This window comes from Paracoccus aminovorans, assembly GCF_001546115.1.
Lineage (GTDB): Bacteria > Pseudomonadota > Alphaproteobacteria > Rhodobacterales > Rhodobacteraceae > Paracoccus > Paracoccus aminovorans_B.
This window is the reverse complement of the sequence record NZ_KQ955209.1, coordinates 1114009-1131418: the sequence shown is the minus strand read 5'-3', so window position 1 is coordinate 1131418 and position 17410 is coordinate 1114009. Positions and strand designations below refer to the sequence as shown.

The window sequence follows — 17410 nt, the reverse complement described above, 5'->3', positions numbered from 1 at the left end:
GCGGTTATTCCTTGGCCGGCGCGACAGGCGTTTCGGCGGGAGCTTCGACGGGCGCCTCGGCCACGGCGGCGGCACCGGCGGGCACCGGCTTGGCCGCGACCGGCTGCGCCACCACCTTGGCGTCGGGATAAAGCTTCTGCGCGCCCGCCACGACCACGCGGTCGCCCGGGGCCAGCCCCTTCTCGACCAGCCAGCGGTTGTCGCTGGTCTGGCCCAGGGTCACGTCGCGGCGCTCGACCATGTCGTCGCCCTTCAGCGCATAGACATAGGCCTGGCCGGACTGGTCGCGCTGCACCGCCATCTGCGGCACGGTCAGGGCGTTGTCGCGCACCGCCTGTTCGATGCGGACGCGGACATAGAGGCCGGGCAGCAGGTTGCCGTCCGGGTTCGGGAATTCCGCCCGCAGGGTGATCTGGCCGGTGGTGCTGTCCACGCTCGCCTCGGAAAACAGCAGCTTGCCGGGATGTTCGTATTCGCTGCCGTCGTCGAAGATCAGCTGCACACGGGCCTCGCCCGCAGACATCATCGCCAGCTGGCCGGCGGCCAGAGCACGGCGCAGCGCGAACAGCTCCGAGGACGACTGGGTGAAGTCGACATAGACCGGGTCGAGCTGCTGGATCGTCGCCATGATGTCGGTCTGGGCGTTGACCAGCGCGCCCTCGGTCACCAGCGCGCGGCCGACCACGCCCGAGATCGGCGCCGTGACCTCGGTATAGCTGCGGTTCAGTTCCGCCTCTTGCAGCGCGGCGCGGGCGATGGTCACGTCGGCCCGGGCCTGGGCCAGCGCGGTCGCGGCATTGTCCAGGTCCACCCCGGCCGTCACCTTGCGCTCGCGCAGCGCGCGGGCCCGCTTTTCCTGGTCGGCGGCGTTCAGCTCGGTTGCCTCGGCGCGGGCCAGCGTGCCCTTGGCGCTGGCGACGCGCACGTCGAAGGGCGCCGGGTCGATGCGATAGAGCACATCGCCCGCCGCGACCTTGCCGCCCTGTTCAAAGACCCGCTCCAGCACGATGCCGCCGACGCGGGGGCGCACCTCGGCGGTGCGGGTGGCGGCGACGCGGCCGGGCAGTTCGTTCACCACCGGCAGCGCCTCGGGGGTCATCACCTGCACGCTGACCTGCGGCGGCGGCAATTGCTGCGCCAGCGCGGGCACGGTCGTCAGGCAAAAAAGCACCAGCCCGGCGCCGAGGCCGGGAAAAGATCTGTTCGTCATGAGAGGGGTCTTTCTTGGGGGAGGTCTTAGGGGTCCGGGTCTCCGTCGGCGCCGGGGTCGCTTTCCGCGACCGCCATCAGTTCATCGAGGATCTCGTTGCGGGTCTTGTCATCGAAGCGGTAGAAGCCGAAGAATTCCAGGAAGGCCATGCCGTGCAGCGTCAGCAGGGCGCGCAGCATCTTGGCCTTGTTGCCGGCCTCGAGCGCGATCTGGTCGGCGTCCTCGGCCAGGCAGCCGCGCATGATCTCGCGGCATTCGGCATTCTCGCCCATGCTGGCGGAAACCAGCAAGGCCATGGCAGTCTCTTCCTCGGTCGGCGCGGTGCGGAACTTTTCGATCACCGCGCGCAGCCGGGCGTTGGGCTGGTCCTGGTGGCGGGCCAGCATCTCCTGGAAATCGGCGCGGTGCTGGGACATGCGGTGGCGGGTGAAGGCGGCTAGCAGCCCGGCCTTGCTGTCGAAGTCATAGACCACGCTCGACTTGCTGATGCCCGCCTCGCGCGCCACGGCATCGATGCTGAGCCCGGCGATGCCCGAACGCCGCGCCACCCTTTCGATGGCCAGCATCAGTTCGTCGCGGTCGATCGAGCGTTTGCGTCCCACGGGCGGCACCCATAATTTCAATACGACCGTTCGAATATAATTCGCCCAGCCGCTTGTCAACCGCCGCGCGGCCCGTCGCTGGCCAGCAGCCACAGCCAGAACAGCCCATGCGGCAGCACCGCCAGCTTGGCGCCAAGGGCCGCCGCGCCGAACATCCAGCCGGCCAGCGCACCGATCTCGACGCAAAGCGCCAGCGACAGCGCATACCAGATCACCCCGCAGGCAAGGCGCAGCAGCCATTCGCTGGGTCGCAGCAGCGTCATGGCGCCGCCGCCGGGGTTGCATTCATCGCACCTTCCACTGGCAAAGCACGGCAGCCGCGACGGCCGCCTGTCCCGATGATGGTCGGATCGCGCGGCATCGTGCGGAAAGTTTTGTAACGAATTGTTTCCCTGTTCCGGATCGCAACATTCGGTTACAAATTCGGCCCTTGGAGAAACGCCGGTTCACCGGCAAGACAACGCTGCGATACAAGCCCTTCCTAGATCGGGTTGCGACGGCGCCCGTCCCCCGCCCCGATTCGGCCGCTTGACCGCCGCCAAGGAGAAGCAATGCGCAAGGCTGTCCTGACCGTTCTGATCCTTGTCGCCGTTGTGGCGGGGCTGGCTGCGGCGGTTTGGCGGGGCGAGGGCCAGGCGCAGGGCCAGAGCTACCTGACCGCGACCGTCGCGCGCGGCGATGTCGAGGTCACGGTGCTGGCCGAGGGCAAGCTGAAGCCCTCGAACCTGGTCGCGGTCGGGGCGCAGGCCTCGGGGCGGATCACCCGGCTGGCGGTGAAGCTGGGCGACCGCGTGGAAAAGGGCGACCTGATCGCCGAGATCGACTCGGTCACGCAGCAGAACCAGCTGCGCACCGCCGAGGCCGCGCTGGCGAACCTGCGGGCGCAGCACACCGAGAAGCAATCCGTGCTGGCCCTGGCCGAAAAGACGCTGGAGCGGCAGCAGAACCTTGTGCGCACAGCCGCCGCGTCGCGCAGCGATTTCGACAGCGCCGAGCAGGCGGTCGCGGCGGCCCGCGCCCAGCTTGCCGCGCTCGAGGCCCAGATCGCCGAGGCCGAGGTCGCCATCGAGACCGCCGAGGCGAATCTCGGCTATACCCGCATCACCGCCCCCAGCGCCGGCACGGTCCTGGCCATCGTGAACCAGGCCGGGCAGACGGTGAACGCGGTGCAATCCTCGCCCACCATAGCGGTGCTGGGCGGGCTCGACCGCATGAACGTCCATGCCGAAATCTCCGAGGCCGACATCGGCAAGGTCCAGCCCGGCCAGCGCGTGCGCTTCACCCTGCTCGACGACAGCGGCCGCAGCTACGAGGGCCGGCTGGAATCCATCGCGCCGGCGCCGCAGAGCATCGTCAACGACAGCGCGGTCAATCCCGACAGCACCACCGACAGCGACAGCAGCGCGGTCTATTATATCGGCATCATCCCGGTCGAGAACCCGGACGGCGCGCTGCGCACCTATATGACCGCGCAGGTCAGCGTGCTTCTGGGCGAGGCGCGCGACGTGCTGACCGTGCCGGCCACCGCGCTGGGACCGCAGAGCCGCGACGGCAGCCATAGCGTGCGGGTGCTGGCCGGCGGCGTGGCCGAGACGCGCGAGGTCCGCATCGGGTTGAACGACAAGGTCGTGGCCGAGGTCGTCTCGGGCCTTGCCGAGGGCGAGCAGGTGATCCTGGGCGAGCCGGCCGCCGACGCGGCTTCGGGCGCGGGATCAAGCGGTGGTTCGACGCGCGGCGGCCGGATGATGGGCCCGCCGCTGGGAGGCTGAGCCATGGCCGCGCCGCTGATCCAACTCACGGGCATCTGCCGCGACTACCCCTCGGGCGAGGGCGTGCTGCAGGTGCTGCGCGACATCGACCTGGAGATCGCGCAGGGCGAATTCGTCGCCATCACCGGCGCCTCGGGCTCGGGCAAGTCGACGCTGATGAATATCCTGGGCTGCCTCGACCGCCCCACCACGGGCAGCTATCGGCTGGACGGGCGCGAGGTGGCGCAGCTCGACCCGAACGCGCTCGCCTCGCTCAGACGCGAGTTCTTCGGCTTCATCTTCCAGCGCTATCACCTGCTCTCGGAAATGACCGCGCTCGGCAATGTCGAGGTGCCGGCGATCTATCGCGGCCTGTCCGCCGAGGCGCGGCGCAGCAAGGCGCGCGGGCTCCTGGACCGGCTCGGCATGGGCCAGCGGCTGGACCACCGGCCGGGCCAGCTTTCGGGCGGCCAGCAGCAGCGGGTGTCGATCGCCCGGGCCCTGGTCAACGACGCCCGCGTCATCCTGGCCGACGAGCCGACCGGCGCCTTGGACAGCCGCAGCGGCGAGGAGGTGCTGGCGATCCTCGACGAGCTCAATGCCGAGGGCCGCACCGTCATCATCGTCACCCACGACCCCAAGGTCGCGGCCCGCGCCCGTCGCGTGATCGAGATCGCCGACGGCCGCATCGTCGCCGACCGCGGCAACCGCCCCGCCACCGCGGCGTTGGCCGCGCCGGCACCCGCCCGGGCGGCGGCGCCGATCCTGGGCCGGCTGGCCGAGGCGCTGCGCATGGCGCTCCTGGCGATGCGCGCCCACAAGCTGCGCAGCTTCCTGACCATGCTGGGCATCATCATCGGCATCGCCTCGGTGGTCTCGGTCGTGGCCTTGGGCGAGGGCTCGCGCCAGCGGGTGCTGTCGAACATCTCGGGGCTGGGCACCAATACGCTGCAGATCTATCCCGGCCGCGACTTCGGCGACATGCGCTCGGGGCGGGTGACGACGCTGGTCATGGCCGATGCCGAGGCGCTGGCCCGGCAGGCCTGGGCGGCCTCGGTCAGCCCGACGGTCAGCTCCAGCCAGACCCTGCGCCACGGCGCGACCGAGCTTTCCGCCCAGATCAGCGGCGTCGGCGAGCAATATTTCGACGTGGCCGGCATCACCCTGACCCAGGGCCGCGCCTTCGACGCCGGCGACGTGGCGGCGATGAGCCAGAATGTCGTCATCGACGAGAACACCCGCAACAGCCTGTTCGGCGAGGGTGGCGATGCGCTCGGCCAGGTCTTCATGGCCGGCAAGGTGCCGCTGCGGGTGATCGGCGTCGCCAGCGTGCGCCAGCAGGGGCCGGGCGGCAGCCGCAACCTGACCGTCTATGCCCCCTATACCACGGTGCAGGCGCGCTATCTGGGCACGACCAGCGTCAGCGGCCTGACCCTGCGCGTGCATGACGCGGTCGACATGGCGCTGGCCGAGCAATCCGTGACCGAGCTTCTGACCCGCCGCCACGGCGCTAAGGATTTCTTCACCATCAACAATGACGAGATCCGCCAGACCATCACCGCGACGACGCAGACGCTGACGCTGCTGATCTCGGCCATCGCGGTGATCTCGCTTCTGGTGGGGGGCATCGGAGTGATGAACATCATGCTGGTCTCGGTCACCGAGCGCATCGGCGAGATCGGGCTGCGCATGGCGGTGGGGGCGCGGCGCGCCGACATCCGCTCGCAATTCCTGATCGAGGCGGTGCTGGTCTGCATCATCGGCGGCGTGGCCGGGATCCTGGCGGCGCTGGGGTTCGGCCTGGTCTTCGACCGGCTCAGCAGCGACTTCAGCCTGGTCTATTCGGCCATGTCCATGGTCCTGGCGCTGGCCAGCTCCTGCGGCATCGGCCTGGTCTTCGGCTATCTGCCCGCGGTCAGCGCCTCGCGCCTCGATCCCGTCGCGGCCCTGTCGCGCGACTAACAGGGGGACAGACCATGGCAACCACCGCGCAACCCGCCAGCCCGAAGGAGGCAGCCGCATGTCCGCGTCCCGGCATATCCTGATCGTCGACGACGACCCCGAGATCCGCACCCTGCTGCGCCGCTATCTCGAGGGCCAGGGCTTCCGCGTCTCGACCGCCGCCGACCGCCGGGAATGCGAGGCGCGGGTGGCGGACGGCAATCCCGACCTGATCGTGCTGGACGTGATGCTGCCCGACGGCTCGGGCCTCGACATCTGCCGCAGCCTGCACGAGCGCCGGCCCGAGCTGCGCGTCATCCTGCTGACCGCGCTCAAGGAGGACGTGGACCGCATCATCGGGCTGGAGCTTGGCGCCGACGACTACCTGGGCAAGCCCTTCAACCCGCGCGAGCTGGTCGCCCGCATCAAGGCGGTCCTGCGCCGCAGCGGCGGCGACGAGGCGCCCGCGCCCGAGCCCCGCATCTACGGCTTCGCCGGCTTCGAGGTCGATCCCGGCCAGCGCCGCGTCCTGGCCGCGGACGGCAGCGAGATCGAGCTGACCGGCGCCGAATTCGACCTGCTGCGGGTGTTCCTGGAACGGCCCGGGCGGTTGCTGTCGCGCGACCAGCTGCTGGACCTGACCCAGGGCCGCGACCGCGATCCGCTGGACCGTTCCATCGACGTGCTGATGAGCCGGCTGCGCCGCAAGCTGGCCGAGCGCCACGACGCGCCGATCTTTCGCACCGTCCGGAACGGCGGCTATCAGATGGCGGTGCCGGTCACCAGCCAGGGGGTGGCTGCGCCGTGAACTCGCTCCAGACCCGGATCGCGGCGCTCTTGATCGCGGCCATCGTCTCGGTGGTGGTGCTGGCGAGCTTTGCCGCCACCTGGGTCATGCAGCCGCCGGCGCCGCAGGCGACGATGGAGCCGGTGGCGCGCCAGATCCGCATGACCATCGCGCTGATGGGCCACGGCCCGGCGCAGGACCGGCCCGGCCGGCTGCAGGCGGTGCCGGCCGGCGGCACGGCCGATCCGCACATGACCCGCTTCCTGCAAGGCGCGCTGCGGCGCACCGGCGCGCCGCTGCAGGCGCTGGTGACGCGCGAGGGGCCGCGCCAGCCGCTGACCGCCTCGGTCCGGGTCGGCGCGCAATGGCTGATCCTGCAGATCCCCGACCTGTCGCCGCCGCCCGGGCGCTGGAACGTGCTGGCGCTGTGGCTGAGCCTGATCGTCGCGGGCAGCGCCGCGATCTCGATCCATGCCGCGCGGCGCCTGACCCGGCCCTTGCAGCTGATCGAGGATGCCGTCGACCGCGTCGGCCCGGACGGCACGCTGGAGACCATTCCCGAGACCGGCTCGGGCGAGGTGCAGGCCGCCGCCAAGGCGCTGAACCGGCTGTCGCGCCAGCTGCGCGGCGCCATGGAAAGCCGCATGCGTCTGGTCGCGGCGGCGGGCCACGACCTGCGCACGCCGATGACCCGCATGCGGCTGCGCGCCGAGTTCATCGAGGACGAGGCCGAGCGGACGAAATGGCTCTCGGACCTTGAGGAGCTGGACATGATCGCCGACAGCGCCATCCGCCTGGTGCGCGAGGAGGTCGGCGTGGACGGCGTGCAGGTCCTGCGGCTGGACCGGCTGCTTCTGGACACCGCCGCCGAACTGCGCGCCCAGGGCCACGCGGTCGAGACTGCCGCTCTGCCCCCGCTTCAGGTCAGCGCCGGCCCGATCGCGCTGAAGCGGGCGCTGCGCAACCTGATCGTCAATGCAGCGACCCATGGCGGCGGCGCCCGCGTGGCGCTGGTCCGCGATGGCCGCAACGCGGTGATCCGCATCGAGGACGACGGCCCCGGCGTGCCGCCAGACCTGATCGAGCAGATCTTCGAGCCCTTCTTCCGCGTCGACCAGGCCCGGCGCAAATCCTTCCCCGGCGCGGGCCTGGGCATGGCGATCTCGCGCGAGATCATCGAGCGCCACCAGGGCAGCATCGCCGTCCGCAACCGCCAGCCGCACGGGTTGGAGCAGGTCTGCACCCTGCCCTGCGCCTAGGCCCCGGCCGCCTCGGCATGGTCGTGGGCGCAGAGCGCATGGTTGCCCAGCACCTCGATCACCCGGCAATCGGCGATGCGCCCGCTGGTGCATTGCGCCAGCATGCGCTGCAATTCGTCGCGCAGCGCCTCGAGCCGGCGCAGCCGGGCATTGACCGCGGCCAATTGGCGCCCGGCGATCAGGTCGGCGGCGGCGCAGGGCTTTTCGGGGTCGTCGGCCAGCGCCAGCAATTCGCGGATATCCTCGAGCGAGAAGCCCAGTTCGCGCGCGTGGCGGATGAAGGCCAGCCGCTCGACCGCCGGCCGATCATAGAGCCGCTGGTTGCCGGTGCTGCGCCCGGCCCGGGGCAGCAGCCCGATCTGTTCGTAATAGCGGATCGTGGGCACCTTGACCCCGGTCGCGCCGCTCAGCTTGCCGATGCTCAGCATGGAATGCCCCGTCTAAACCTGTATCGACTATAGATATGGGGCGCCCGGCCCGGGCGGCAAGCGGCGATTCCCGGTGGCGGCGCCGGGCCTGCCCGGAAAATCTGGCCGGAAATGTCAAATTCGCCGCTTGCCGCCCGAGTCGCGCGTTTCCGGCAAACCGTGGGAATTGCGGCGTTTTCGTGACGATCCGCCCTCCTCCGGCGCGGCAAGGCTTTTCTGTGGATCGGGGCGGCTTTGTGATAAGCTCGCCCAACCAACAGGGATAGCCGGGCCAAGGCGCGAAACAGCGGCCAGCCGGCGCAGCCACGGGAAACGCCATGCAAGCGTCATGGATTCGCGGAGCCGTCGCATCGATGCTTCTGGGGCCCGAGGCCGACCCCGCCCAAGCGGCGGTCGAAATGCCCATGCCGCTGGAAACCTTCGTCAGCCGCCTGGAACAGGAACGCGCCGGCACCACCGACGGGACGCATTGCTGGCGCTCGGGCCAGCAGATCAGCCTGCCCAGCATCGGCGTGCTGGGCGAGGCCATCGCCCCCCGCCGCACCCTGGGCGAGGCGCTGCGGCTTTTCGCGCGCGGCTTTCCGGTGCTGCAATCGAACAGCTCGGTCACGCTGGAGGTCACCGGGGACGAGGCGCATGTCTCCTACCGCGTGCTCGACCCGCGCATCTGGCCGCGCCGCGCCGATGCCGAACTGACGCTGGGCCTGATCCGCGGCATCTGCGACCGCTATGCCGTCCCGCGCGAGGCGATCCAGGACCTGTGCTTCGAACACCAGCCCGACCGCGACCTGCGCGCGCTGGCCCGGCACCTGGGCCGGATGCCCCGTTTCGGCCAGGACGAGAACCGGATCACCTTTTCCGCCAGCGCGCTGTCGCACCGGCTTCGCACCGAACCGCCGGGGGATGCGATGGAGCCCGCGAAGCGCCTGGACGAGGCCCTGGTCGAATTGCGCCGCCAGACCCCGGTGTCGCAGCGCGTCCACGCGCTGATCCTGTCGCAGATGCAGCACGGGCTGGTGAACCAGGCCGACGTGGCCGCCCTGCTCGGCATGTCGGAACGCGGCTTGCGCCGGGCGCTTGCCGCCGAGGGCCAGCCCTTCCACGCCATCCTCGAGGAATGCCGGCGCGCGCATGGCTTCGCGCTGCTGGTGCGGGGCGACCGGCTGTTCGGCGAGATCGCGCTGCTGCTGGCCTATTCCGATCAGACCGCGTTCTCGCGGGCGTTCTCGCGCTGGTACGGGGTTTCGCCGCGCGAGATCAGGAAGATGGGCGCCGAGGAGGTCAGCGTGATCCGCTGATCGAAGCAGCCCTCGCGCGCCGGGCCGCTATGGGCGATGAAGATGCGCGTGACCGGCCGGCGGTCGATGGCGGCCAGGATGCGCCGGCAGGCGGCATCGTCGATTTCCGAGAAGGCTTCGTCGAAGACCAGCACATCGGCGGGGCGCAGCAGCGCGCGGGCGATGGCGATGCGCTGGCGCAGCCCGCCCGACAGGTTGGCGCCGGTTTCGCTGACCGGCGTGTCGAGCCCGGCCTCGGCCCGCGCCCAGGGCGCCAGGTCGGCATCGGCCAGCGCCTGCCACAGCGCCGCATCCGAAGCCTCGGGCGCGGCCAGCCGCAGGTTCTGCGCCAGCGTGCCGCGCAGGATCGCCGGGCGTTGCGCCAGATGCAGGATGCGCCCGGCTAGCGCCAGCGGCCGCAGGCTGGCCGCGTCCTGGCCGCCGACCAGCGCCCGGCCCTCGGCCAGCGCCGCGTCGCGGGTCAGGGTGGCGACCAGCCGCGACTTGCCGATGCCCGAGGGGCCGTCGATCAGCACCCGCGCGCCGGGCAGGATGGTGGCACTGACCGGGTGGTGGTCGGCATGGGCGGCGCGGGCCTGGGCGAAGGCCAGGACCAGCGGCCCGTCGGGCGGCGCGGCGCCGTCGTCCGGGCGGGCGCTGGCAATGACCGCGCCCAGCCGGTCGGCGGCCACGCGCGCGCGGGCCTGGGCGTGATAGAGGCCCAGAAGGTTCCGCAGCGGCCCCGACATCATCCCGGCATAGGCCAGGAAGGCGACCAGCGTGCCGATCTGCCATTCGCCGCGCACCACCTGCCAGCCGCCGACCAGCAGGATGGTGCCGCGCATCAGGGCGGTGATGGTCTGGCTGACCGCGCCCACCGTCTCGGACCACAGCCGCTGCCGCATCAGCCCGTCGATCTGCTGCCCCTGAGCGGTGCGGAAACCGGCCTCGCGCTGGTCGAGCGCGCCGAGCCCGCGCAGCGTCGCCCGCGCTGCCAGCGTCTCGGCCATCTGCGAGGACAGCGCGCCGCGCTGGCCGCGCACCGTTTCGGCCAGGGCGCGCGTCCTGGGCCGGGCGCGGGACAGGAACCACAGCTCGAAGGGCGCGGCGATCAGCGGCAGCGCCGCCATGCGCCAGTCGAGCGCCAGCATCAGCGCAAACCCGCCGGCCAGCCGGAACACCGCGCCGACCGCGACCAGCACCGTGTCGAAGGCAAAGCTCTGGATCTCGGCGCAATCGCCGTCGAGCCGCGCCATCGCCTCGCCCAGCGGCAGGTCGGGGCGTTCGGGGTCGCGCGCCAGCGCGGCGCCGAACAGCCGGCCGCGCAGGTCGGCCAGCATCCGCGCCGAGGCGCGCAGGTGCAGCATGGCATTCGCCATGCCGAAACCGACCGCCCCCAGCCCCAGCGCAAAGGACAGCCCGGCCCAGAACATCAGCGCACCCATGTCGCGCGCCATGATGCCGGCGTCGATCACCTGCCGGGTCAGCATCGGCATCGCCAGTCCCAGCGCCGCCGCCGCCAGCGAGGCCGCCAGCACCAGGGCCGCCGAGGGCAGCGCCCGGGCCATGACCGGCGCGATCCAGGCCGCGGCCTCGGGGCCAAGGATCAACCGGGCCAGCCGCGGCGCGGCCTTGGCGGCAAGCCTAGCCATCGGCGCGCTTCCTTTCCGCACCGTGATGGCAGGCACGGGCCGCAAGCGCCGCCACCGCGGCAGTCCCGTCCAGCGGCCCGGTCGCGGCCAAGATCGCCGCCAGGTGTCCGGCGATGCGGGCCGCGCCGATGCTGGCGCCGCCCATGCCGATGGCGCCATGCTCGGGCGAATTGCACCAGGCACCGAACAGCGCCGGGCCGAGTTGCGAGAGTTCGTCCCAGCCGCAGCGGGCGTCGCCGGTGGCGGCGATCACGCCGGGATAGGCGGCGGGGAAACAGGCCGCGCCGCGCGCGGGATGGGCCGCGACCAGCACGGCGCCCTGCCCCAGCAGCGCCGCGCAGGCCGCGCGCAGCGGCGCGCGGTCGGCGGCCAGGCCCAGGCTCATGCAGATCACCTGGGGCCGTTCGGCGCCCATGGCGTGAAACCAGCGCAGCGCGGCGGCGATGCGCAGCGCGCTGGTCACCGGGCGGTCGTCGAAGACCTGCGCATGCAGGATCGCCGCGCCCGGGCAGGCGCGGCGGATGATCGCGGCGACGGCGGTGCCATGGCCCAGCCCGTCGGGCCGCGCCGGCGCGACCGAGCCGTCGGCCAGGAAGGCGCGGGCCGGGTCCAGCGGATCGTCGGGGCCGGGGCCGCTGTCGATCACGCCGACCCGCAGCATGTCATTCGTCCCGCTGGAACAGCCGCACCGAGGCGAGCGACATCGAGGCATTCGCCGGCAGGTCGACCTGGCCCTTCTTTTCCAGCGTCTCGGCGTCATAGGCCGCCAGATCCCCCAGCGCGCCGCCGAGCCAGACCGTCTTGCCGTCCGAACTGACGTTGACCGAGTAATAGCTGTGCGGCAGGTCCACGCGCTTGAGCGACGTGTCGTTCACCAGGTCGAAGCTTTCGAGCACGTTATAGGCGCCGAAGGCGCGGTCCTTGGCCGGGTTCACGGCGGTCGAGAAATAGAACACGTCCATCACCCGGACCTCGCGCATGGCCATGTCGCCGCTGCCCAGGTCCATGGTCAGCATGCCGGTGCGATAGGCCTGCGGATCGGCCGCATCCATGTCCTTGCGCGAGGTGTAGAACGGCACCGCCATCACGCCCGAGCTTTCATGCTGGCTCCAGACCGCCAGCACGTCGGGCTGGGCATAGGTCTCGGGTTGCCAGCTCTGGATCGGCTTGTCCTCGATCGGCTTGCCGGTGGCGGCGTCCAGCACATGCATGGCGCGGCCCAGGCCGTAAAGCCTGGTCCCGTCCAGCGAATAGGCCAGCAGCGTGACCTGGCGCGGCGCTTCGAAGCGGGTCTTCAGCGCCAGCGTCTCGGCGTCGTAAAGCGCGATGCGGGTGGGCTGGACCTCGAAATGCGTCGGCGCCAGCTTCACCGGGCTTTCATAGACCGCCAGCGTCTTGCCGTCGGGGGAAAGCGTCGCGCCGAACAGGCTTTTCACCCGCTCCTCGGGGGTGGACAGGTCGATGCGGCCCAGCGTCTCGCCGGTCACGAGATCGACCTTGACCAGGCTTTCGGACTTGTTGACGGTGGCATAGGCGATCCTGCCGCCCGGCGCGACCATCGGCACCATGGGCGTGGGGCCGGCGTCGTCGATCTCGATCACCTTCTCGACCGCCATCTTCTGGGTATCGACCACGACCAGCTTGTTGGGCCGCGCCGGTGCCAGGATGTAGTCATGCGCGGCGGCCGGGCCGGCCAGCGCCAGCGCGGCCGCAAGCATCAGGGATTTGCGCATCAGGACGAGCCTTTCGTTTCCGGGAACACCGATTGCAGCTTGCGCCAGTCCTGCATGACGTCCTCGGCGCCGGCGCTCCAGTTCGGATAGGTGTTGAGCGTGTCGGCCACCTGCGCCGGCCACCAGCAGGGATCGGCGCAGCCATACAGGTCGGCCTCCATCGGCTGGCACAGGTTCGAGACGGCGCCGAAGGCGTCCACCTCCCAGCCCGGGTCGAAGGAGGTGGTGCAGCCGACCAGCGAATTCATTGCCACGACCTCCTCCTCGCGGCCCAGGGCCTCGGCTTCGACGAAGGCCTTCGCCTTGGCGTTGGCGGGGATCAGATGTTTCATTGCAGATGCTCCCTTGCTGGGCCGGACCGGGTGATCCGGGGTTCCAATTGGCTGCGGAAGAAGGACGGGTTGGCCTGCATGATGCGGACATAGGATTCGATGCCGAAATCGACCCAGTCCCGCATCAGGTCGCAGTAATGCCAGACCGGCGCGAAGGGATCGCCTTGCCGGGCATAGCTTTCGTGATAGCAGCCGCCGGCGCAGATGCTGCGGATGCGGCAGGTCTTGCAGCCGAAGGCGCTGCGGTCCTGCGCGGTCTCGATGAAGCCGGCGAGCTTGGGGATGTCGATGCCGGTCTCGACATTGCCATAGGTCGGCTGGTTCGAGCCGACGAAGCGGTGGCAGAGGTGCAGCTCGCCCTCCTTGTCGACGGCGAGCATCCCCAGGCCCGCACCGCAGGGCACCGCCTTCTTGGTGCCCTGGGCGATATCGGTCAGAAGCTGGTGCATATTCGAGAATCCGATGTTCTCGCCCCGGCAGGCGGCCTCGACATAGCGCCGGCCCAGGGTCTTCATGTCCTCGAAGGCGCGCTTCAGCGCCTCCTGGTCCAGGTTGAAGACCGCGATCGGCCCCGAGGTCGCCGGGCCGAAGCCGACCTCGTGAAAGCCCAGTTCGTTCTTCAGGTGGTCGTGGATGCCGATGACGTCGGTCACGCCGCGCGTCAGCGTCACCCGCACGCCGACCGGGCGCGAGCGATAGCGCGAAAGCAGCATGCGCACATTGCGCGCCACCAGGTCATAGGTGCCCTTGCCGCCCACGGTCTTGCGGTTCGCGTCATGCAGCGCCTTGGGGCCGTCCATGCTGACCGTCAGCGCAAAGCGATGCGCGTCGAACCAGTCCACCAGTTCCGGCGTCAAGAGCGTCGCATTGGTGGTCAGCGAGAAATCGACCGTCTTGCCCAGCTCGGCCGCGCGCGGCAGCGCATAGGCCACCACCTCGCGGATCAGCGGCATGTTCGACAGCGGCTCGCCGCCGAAGAACACCACGTTCACCCGGTCGCGGGCATGGGCCTGCTTCAGCAGCAGCTCGAAACTGGCGCGCGCCGTCTGAAAGCCCATCTTCTGGCCCTTGGCGGGGGTGGTCAGGTCTTCCTTGTAGCAATAGGTGCAGGCCAGGTTGCAGCCGGTGTTCACGTTCAGGATGATCGTGGACAGCGGGATCTCCTCGACCTTCGCGATGGGGCGCGGGGTGTCCGCCGCATCGGCATCGCGCAGGATGTCGAGCGCCAGGAAGCTGTGCAGGCAGTCGGCCAGGGTGTCGGGGGCGTGATGCGCGCCCAGCTCGGCGCGCATCACATCGGGATCGACGGCGGGCGAGCGGCGGAACAGGTCGTAGACGTCGCGCGCCACGCCGTCGAGCTCGAACAGGCTGGTCGTCGGCACATGCATCAGCATGGCATGGCCGTCGACATCGACACGGTAGGCATTGTGGCGGATCAGGGTCAGGGCTCCCATGGCGTCACCGGATCGGCGCGTCGACGAAGCGCTGGACCGTGGCGTAGAGATGCGCCTCGGCACTCAGCGGCTGATCGCCCTCGGTGACGGTGGCGATCACCTTGAGATTGCCCGCGTTGTTGGTCTGGCGCGGGCGCTCGGGGTTCGGCCCGGCGTCGGCCGGCATGAAGAGCCCGGTGTCGTCGATCGAGCCCGAATATTTCGCGTCCTGCATCGCAATGGCCTCCTCGTCGAAGTTGTCCACCGCCCAGGCGGCCGGGAAGGCGCCCAGCGGAATGTCGTCCTCGGTCGCCGGCTTGCCGTCGGCGCCGTCAAGCCAGCCCAGGGCCTCGAACTGCGCCGGCGCCTTGGGGATCGGCCCGCCATTGCCGCCAATGCGCGCCATCGCCATCTCGGGCGAGATGCTGATGCGGTCGGGGCGGTCATAGGCGACCAGTTCGACCGCCTGCCCGCCCAGCTGGACCGAGACCGGCCCGGCCGCGCCTGCCGCCGTCAGTTCCAGCACCGCGACGCCGTCCTTGACCGATTGCACCCGGCCGGTCACGCCTTCGGGCAGGGTCAGCGCATCGGAGAGGCCGGCGCCCGCAACCCGGATCTCGGTCGGGGCGCCGATCTTCAGCCGGGCGGGCTGGGCGGCCAGAACCTGCGGCGCGGCATCCGGGCGAACCGCGGCCAGCCGGCCGCCGATCACGTCGCTGTCGGCGTGATACCAGCGCCCGTCGAAGCGGCCGTCCCGGAAGGCAAAGACCTGGCGGATCTGGGTCTTGCCGTCGGTCAGCGTCGCGCGCCATTCGCCCTCGCCCAGGATCCGGCCGCTGCCGCTGTAGCTTTCGCTGCCGTCGGCGAAGTCCAGCTGCATGGTCACCTGGTAATCCTCGCCGGCCCTGGTCACGACCAGCGCGCCGGTATAGTCGCCGCGCCCCGGCTGGCGCCCGGCCAGCACATAGCGGCCCGAGGCATCGCCCGCGAAGGGCCCGACCGGCTCGCCCAAGGGATAGGTCTTGGCCAGGAAGGGCATGATCTCGGCCTGGGCGATGCCCCACCAGTCGCGGTCCCGCGCCAGCGCCTGGTATTCCAGGGTCGGGAACTGGCCCAGGTGGAAGTTCACCAGATGCGTCCAGTCCTCGGCCGTGCGGCGTTGCAGCGCCACGCGGGCATAGGAATGGCAGCGACCGCAGGTCTGGGTCATCTGCACGTCCGGGCCCTCGTCGAAGGCCACCGGCTCGCGTTCCAGGATATAGCGGCGGCCCTCGGTCTCGGCCAGCGACAGGCCGCGGGTGTCCGAGAGGTAGCGCACGATGGCGCTGCGTTCCTCGGGCTCCAGCGCGACGCCGTGGTTGCGCATCATCCGGGTCACGGTCATGTCCCAGCCCTCGGGCGTCTTGCGCGCGGCGTCGATGCGTTCCCAGCTTCCGTCCTCGTGCTTGACGTGGCAGGCGGCGCAGGCGTTCTGCAACACCTCCTCGCCGGTCACCGCCAGCGCCGGCACGGCGGCGGCAAGGGCTGTGGCCGAGACCAGCGCGATTCGGGTGAGTGGCTTCATGTCGGCTCCTCTGGCTCGTCAGGGCGCGCGGGCCCCGATTGCGATAGGGTCCAGAAAAGCGCCGGGGCGGATTGGATTCTTGTCATTCCCGGCCAGAATCGCGACAGATCGTCGCGCCGGCCGGCTTTGGCCGGAAATGTCAGGTCCGCCGCCGCTGCTGCGGGCCAGACTTCCGAAAACACCGGCAGCAAGGGGGCGCGGATGGCGCATGACGCCGATCTGATCGTGCTGGGCGGCGGTCCGGCCGGGGCGATCTCGGCCTGGCTTGCCGCGCGCGACGGGCTTCGCGTGCTGCTGGTCGATCCCGGCCGCAGCCGGCCCCGCCCCGAGGGGCTGAGCCCGCGGCTGCATCGCTGGCTGGACGGCCAGGGGCTGCTCGCGGGGTTTCACGGCATCCTGGGGCCGCTGCGCCGGCAGGTGGACTGGGCAGGCATCAGCGAAGGCAACAGCGAGCGGGTGGTCGAGCGCGCCGCCCTCGACGCGCATCTGCGCGGCTGCGCGCAGGCGGCGGGTGCCCGGCTGGTCGCGGGCAATGGCCGCCCCGAGCCGGGCGGCGTCGTGCTGAGCGACGGGCGGCTGCGGGCGCCGCTGGTCATCGACGCCCGGGGCCGGGCGGCGCCGGCGGGACCGGGCAAGGCGCCGGCGACACTGGCGCTGTCCGGCTGGACGCGGGCCGATCTGCCGCCCGGCATTCGGCTGGCCGCCCATGCCGGTGGCTGGCTGTGGCGGGTGGCGCTGCCCGACGGCCGGGTCTGGGTGCAGGCGCTGATGGATGCGGCGGGTCAGGATGGATCGGGGTCGCGCGGGCCGGGTCAGCGCCTGTCGGCCGCCATGGCCGCCGCCGAGCCGACACTGGCCGGCGCCCCGCTGATCGGCCCGGTGCTGGCGCGCGAGGCGGCGCCGCGCCTGCCCCGGCCGCTGGGCGACCTTTCCCTGTTGCCGGTCGGGGATGCGCTGGCGGCGATGGATCCGCTCTCGGGCCACGGCCAGTTCTGGGCGGTGTCCAGCGCGCTGGCGGTCGCCGCCGTGCGCCGCACGCTGGCGGCGCGGCCGGGCGACGGCGCCTTGTGCCGGCGCTTCCTGATGCGGCGCGCGCATGAGACCAGCCTGCACCAGGCCCGCGTCGGCCGCGATTTCCTGCGCGCCGAGCCGCGTTTCCGCGACCAGCCGTTCTGGCGCGCCCGCCTGGACTTTCCGGACGACCTGCCGGCCTCCGACGCTCCGCCCCGCCCCGAGATCGCCGCCGCCGTGGTGGTCGAGAACGGGCTTTTGGCCGAGCGCGAGGTGCTGCGCACCGCCGCCGCGCCGCAGGGCGTCGGCTGGTTCGGCACCATCCCGGCCGCCGAGGCCTTTCGGCTGTGGCAGGTGCAGGGGCCGGCCGGGCTGGTCGCGCGCTGGGGCGCGGCGGGCGAGGCCGTGGCGCGACAGATCGCGGCGGGCTGAG

16 protein-coding genes are annotated in these 17410 nt (G+C 71.1%); 6 read left to right on the top strand and 10 right to left on the bottom strand.

Translation table 11 applies throughout. From position 1 onward, the window contains the following. Positions 1–4 precede the first annotated feature (4 nt). The 3 genes from ASV56_RS17080 to ASV56_RS17070 are packed head-to-tail and all read right to left on the bottom strand — an operon-like array spanning position 5 to position 2075. Positions 5–1210, bottom strand: a complete 1206-nt coding sequence (locus ASV56_RS17080) for an efflux RND transporter periplasmic adaptor subunit (RefSeq protein WP_062563163.1) — start codon at positions 1208–1210, stop codon at positions 5–7. A 26-nt stretch (positions 1211–1236) separates the two neighbouring features. After that, a complete protein-coding gene (locus ASV56_RS17075) occupies positions 1237–1812 on the bottom strand; it encodes a TetR/AcrR family transcriptional regulator (protein WP_253880133.1) in 576 nt (191 codons plus the stop codon). Positions 1813–1868: 56 nt separating this feature from the next. Beyond that, entirely contained in the window at positions 1869–2075 is a 207-nt protein-coding gene (locus ASV56_RS17070; protein WP_062563162.1) for a hypothetical protein, read from the bottom strand. A 288-nt stretch (positions 2076–2363) separates the two neighbouring features. Here ASV56_RS17070 and ASV56_RS17065 point away from each other — a divergent pair, with 288 nt between their 5' ends. The 4 genes from ASV56_RS17065 to ASV56_RS17050 are packed head-to-tail and all read left to right on the top strand — an operon-like array spanning position 2364 to position 7547. Beyond that, positions 2364–3581, top strand: coding sequence for an efflux RND transporter periplasmic adaptor subunit (locus ASV56_RS17065; RefSeq protein ID WP_062563161.1), 1218 nt, complete (start codon positions 2364–2366; stop codon positions 3579–3581). Between the two features lie 3 nt (positions 3582–3584). Next, positions 3585–5522, top strand: coding sequence for a MacB family efflux pump subunit (locus ASV56_RS17060; protein ID WP_062563160.1), 1938 nt, complete (start codon positions 3585–3587; stop codon positions 5520–5522). Between the two features lie 58 nt (positions 5523–5580). Next, the gene (locus tag ASV56_RS17055) at positions 5581–6309 is read left to right on the top strand and encodes a response regulator (protein WP_062563159.1); all 729 of its coding nucleotides are present in this window, start codon (positions 5581–5583) and stop codon (positions 6307–6309) included. Then, entirely contained in the window at positions 6306–7547 is a 1242-nt protein-coding gene (locus ASV56_RS17050; protein WP_062563158.1) for an ATP-binding protein, read from the top strand. The genes ASV56_RS17055 and ASV56_RS17050 overlap by 4 nt, the downstream gene beginning before the upstream one ends. On the opposite strand, the gene ASV56_RS17045 is transcribed toward ASV56_RS17050, so the two are convergent. Continuing rightward, positions 7544–7975 (bottom strand): MerR family transcriptional regulator, encoded by a 432-nt coding sequence (locus tag ASV56_RS17045; protein ID WP_062563157.1) that lies wholly within the window; start codon positions 7973–7975, stop codon positions 7544–7546. The genes ASV56_RS17050 and ASV56_RS17045 overlap by 4 nt on opposite strands. 353 nt (positions 7976–8328) lie before the next feature. Between ASV56_RS17045 and qhpR the strand changes: the two genes are divergently transcribed. Further along, the gene (qhpR, locus tag ASV56_RS17040; protein WP_082724889.1) at positions 8329–9273 is read left to right on the top strand and encodes an AraC-like transcriptional regulator QhpR; all 945 of its coding nucleotides are present in this window, start codon (positions 8329–8331) and stop codon (positions 9271–9273) included. On the opposite strand, the gene ASV56_RS17035 is transcribed toward qhpR, so the two are convergent. From ASV56_RS17035 to peaA, 6 genes are read right to left on the bottom strand one after another with little or no spacing between them, the layout of a single operon-like run. Further along, complete coding sequence (locus ASV56_RS17035; protein WP_062563155.1) at positions 9177–10904, bottom strand: ABC transporter ATP-binding protein; 1728 nt, start codon at positions 10902–10904, stop codon at positions 9177–9179. The two genes, qhpR and ASV56_RS17035, sit on opposite strands and share 97 nt — an antisense overlap. Further along, the gene (qhpE, locus tag ASV56_RS17030; protein WP_062563154.1) at positions 10897–11565 is read right to left on the bottom strand and encodes a subtilisin-like serine protease QhpE; all 669 of its coding nucleotides are present in this window, start codon (positions 11563–11565) and stop codon (positions 10897–10899) included. The genes ASV56_RS17035 and qhpE overlap by 8 nt, the downstream gene beginning before the upstream one ends. Position 11566: 1 nt before the next feature. Beyond that, a complete protein-coding gene (gene peaD / locus ASV56_RS17025; RefSeq protein ID WP_062563153.1) occupies positions 11567–12637 on the bottom strand; it encodes a quinohemoprotein amine dehydrogenase subunit beta in 1071 nt (356 codons plus the stop codon). Next, complete coding sequence (qhpC, locus tag ASV56_RS17020; protein WP_062563152.1) at positions 12637–12969, bottom strand: quinohemoprotein amine dehydrogenase subunit gamma QhpC; 333 nt, start codon at positions 12967–12969, stop codon at positions 12637–12639. Before qhpC ends, peaD begins: the two co-directional genes overlap by 1 nt. Beyond that, positions 12966–14423: a quinohemoprotein amine dehydrogenase maturation protein QhpD gene (gene qhpD, locus ASV56_RS17015; protein WP_062563151.1), complete on the bottom strand. Its 1458-nt coding sequence runs from the start codon at positions 14421–14423 to the stop codon at positions 12966–12968. The genes qhpC and qhpD overlap by 4 nt, the downstream gene beginning before the upstream one ends. A 4-nt stretch (positions 14424–14427) precedes the next feature. Continuing rightward, a complete protein-coding gene (peaA, locus tag ASV56_RS17010) occupies positions 14428–15966 on the bottom strand; it encodes a quinohemoprotein amine dehydrogenase subunit alpha (protein ID WP_062563150.1) in 1539 nt (512 codons plus the stop codon). A gap of 201 nt (positions 15967–16167) precedes the next feature. On the opposite strand from peaA, the gene qhpG reads away from it, so the two are divergent. Then, entirely contained in the window at positions 16168–17409 is a 1242-nt protein-coding gene (qhpG, locus tag ASV56_RS17005) for a flavin-dependent monooxygenase QhpG (protein ID WP_062563149.1), read from the top strand. The last annotated feature ends 1 nt before the right edge of the window (position 17410 follow it).

Coding starts and splice junctions, on each gene's coding strand:
- ASV56_RS17060 (WP_062563160.1), top strand. CDS start 3,585: ATGGCCGCGCCGCTGATCCAACTCACGGGCATCTGCCGCGACTACCCC.
- ASV56_RS17080 (WP_062563163.1), bottom strand. CDS start 1,210: ATGACGAACAGATCTTTTCCCGGCCTCGGCGCCGGGCTGGTGCTTTTT.
- qhpD (WP_062563151.1), bottom strand. CDS start 14,423: ATGGGAGCCCTGACCCTGATCCGCCACAATGCCTACCGTGTCGATGTC.
- ASV56_RS17055 (WP_062563159.1), top strand. CDS start 5,581: ATGTCCGCGTCCCGGCATATCCTGATCGTCGACGACGACCCCGAGATC.
- ASV56_RS17065 (WP_062563161.1), top strand. CDS start 2,364: ATGCGCAAGGCTGTCCTGACCGTTCTGATCCTTGTCGCCGTTGTGGCG.
- ASV56_RS17070 (WP_062563162.1), bottom strand. CDS start 2,075: ATGACGCTGCTGCGACCCAGCGAATGGCTGCTGCGCCTTGCCTGCGGG.
- qhpE (WP_062563154.1), bottom strand. CDS start 11,565: ATGCTGCGGGTCGGCGTGATCGACAGCGGCCCCGGCCCCGACGATCCG.
- peaD (WP_062563153.1), bottom strand. CDS start 12,637: ATGCGCAAATCCCTGATGCTTGCGGCCGCGCTGGCGCTGGCCGGCCCG.
- peaA (WP_062563150.1), bottom strand. CDS start 15,966: ATGAAGCCACTCACCCGAATCGCGCTGGTCTCGGCCACAGCCCTTGCC.
- qhpG (WP_062563149.1), top strand. CDS start 16,168: ATGGCGCATGACGCCGATCTGATCGTGCTGGGCGGCGGTCCGGCCGGG.
- qhpC (WP_062563152.1), bottom strand. CDS start 12,969: ATGAAACATCTGATCCCCGCCAACGCCAAGGCGAAGGCCTTCGTCGAA.
- ASV56_RS17045 (WP_062563157.1), bottom strand. CDS start 7,975: ATGCTGAGCATCGGCAAGCTGAGCGGCGCGACCGGGGTCAAGGTGCCC.
- ASV56_RS17035 (WP_062563155.1), bottom strand. CDS start 10,904: ATGGCTAGGCTTGCCGCCAAGGCCGCGCCGCGGCTGGCCCGGTTGATC.
- qhpR (WP_082724889.1), top strand. CDS start 8,329: ATGCTTCTGGGGCCCGAGGCCGACCCCGCCCAAGCGGCGGTCGAAATG.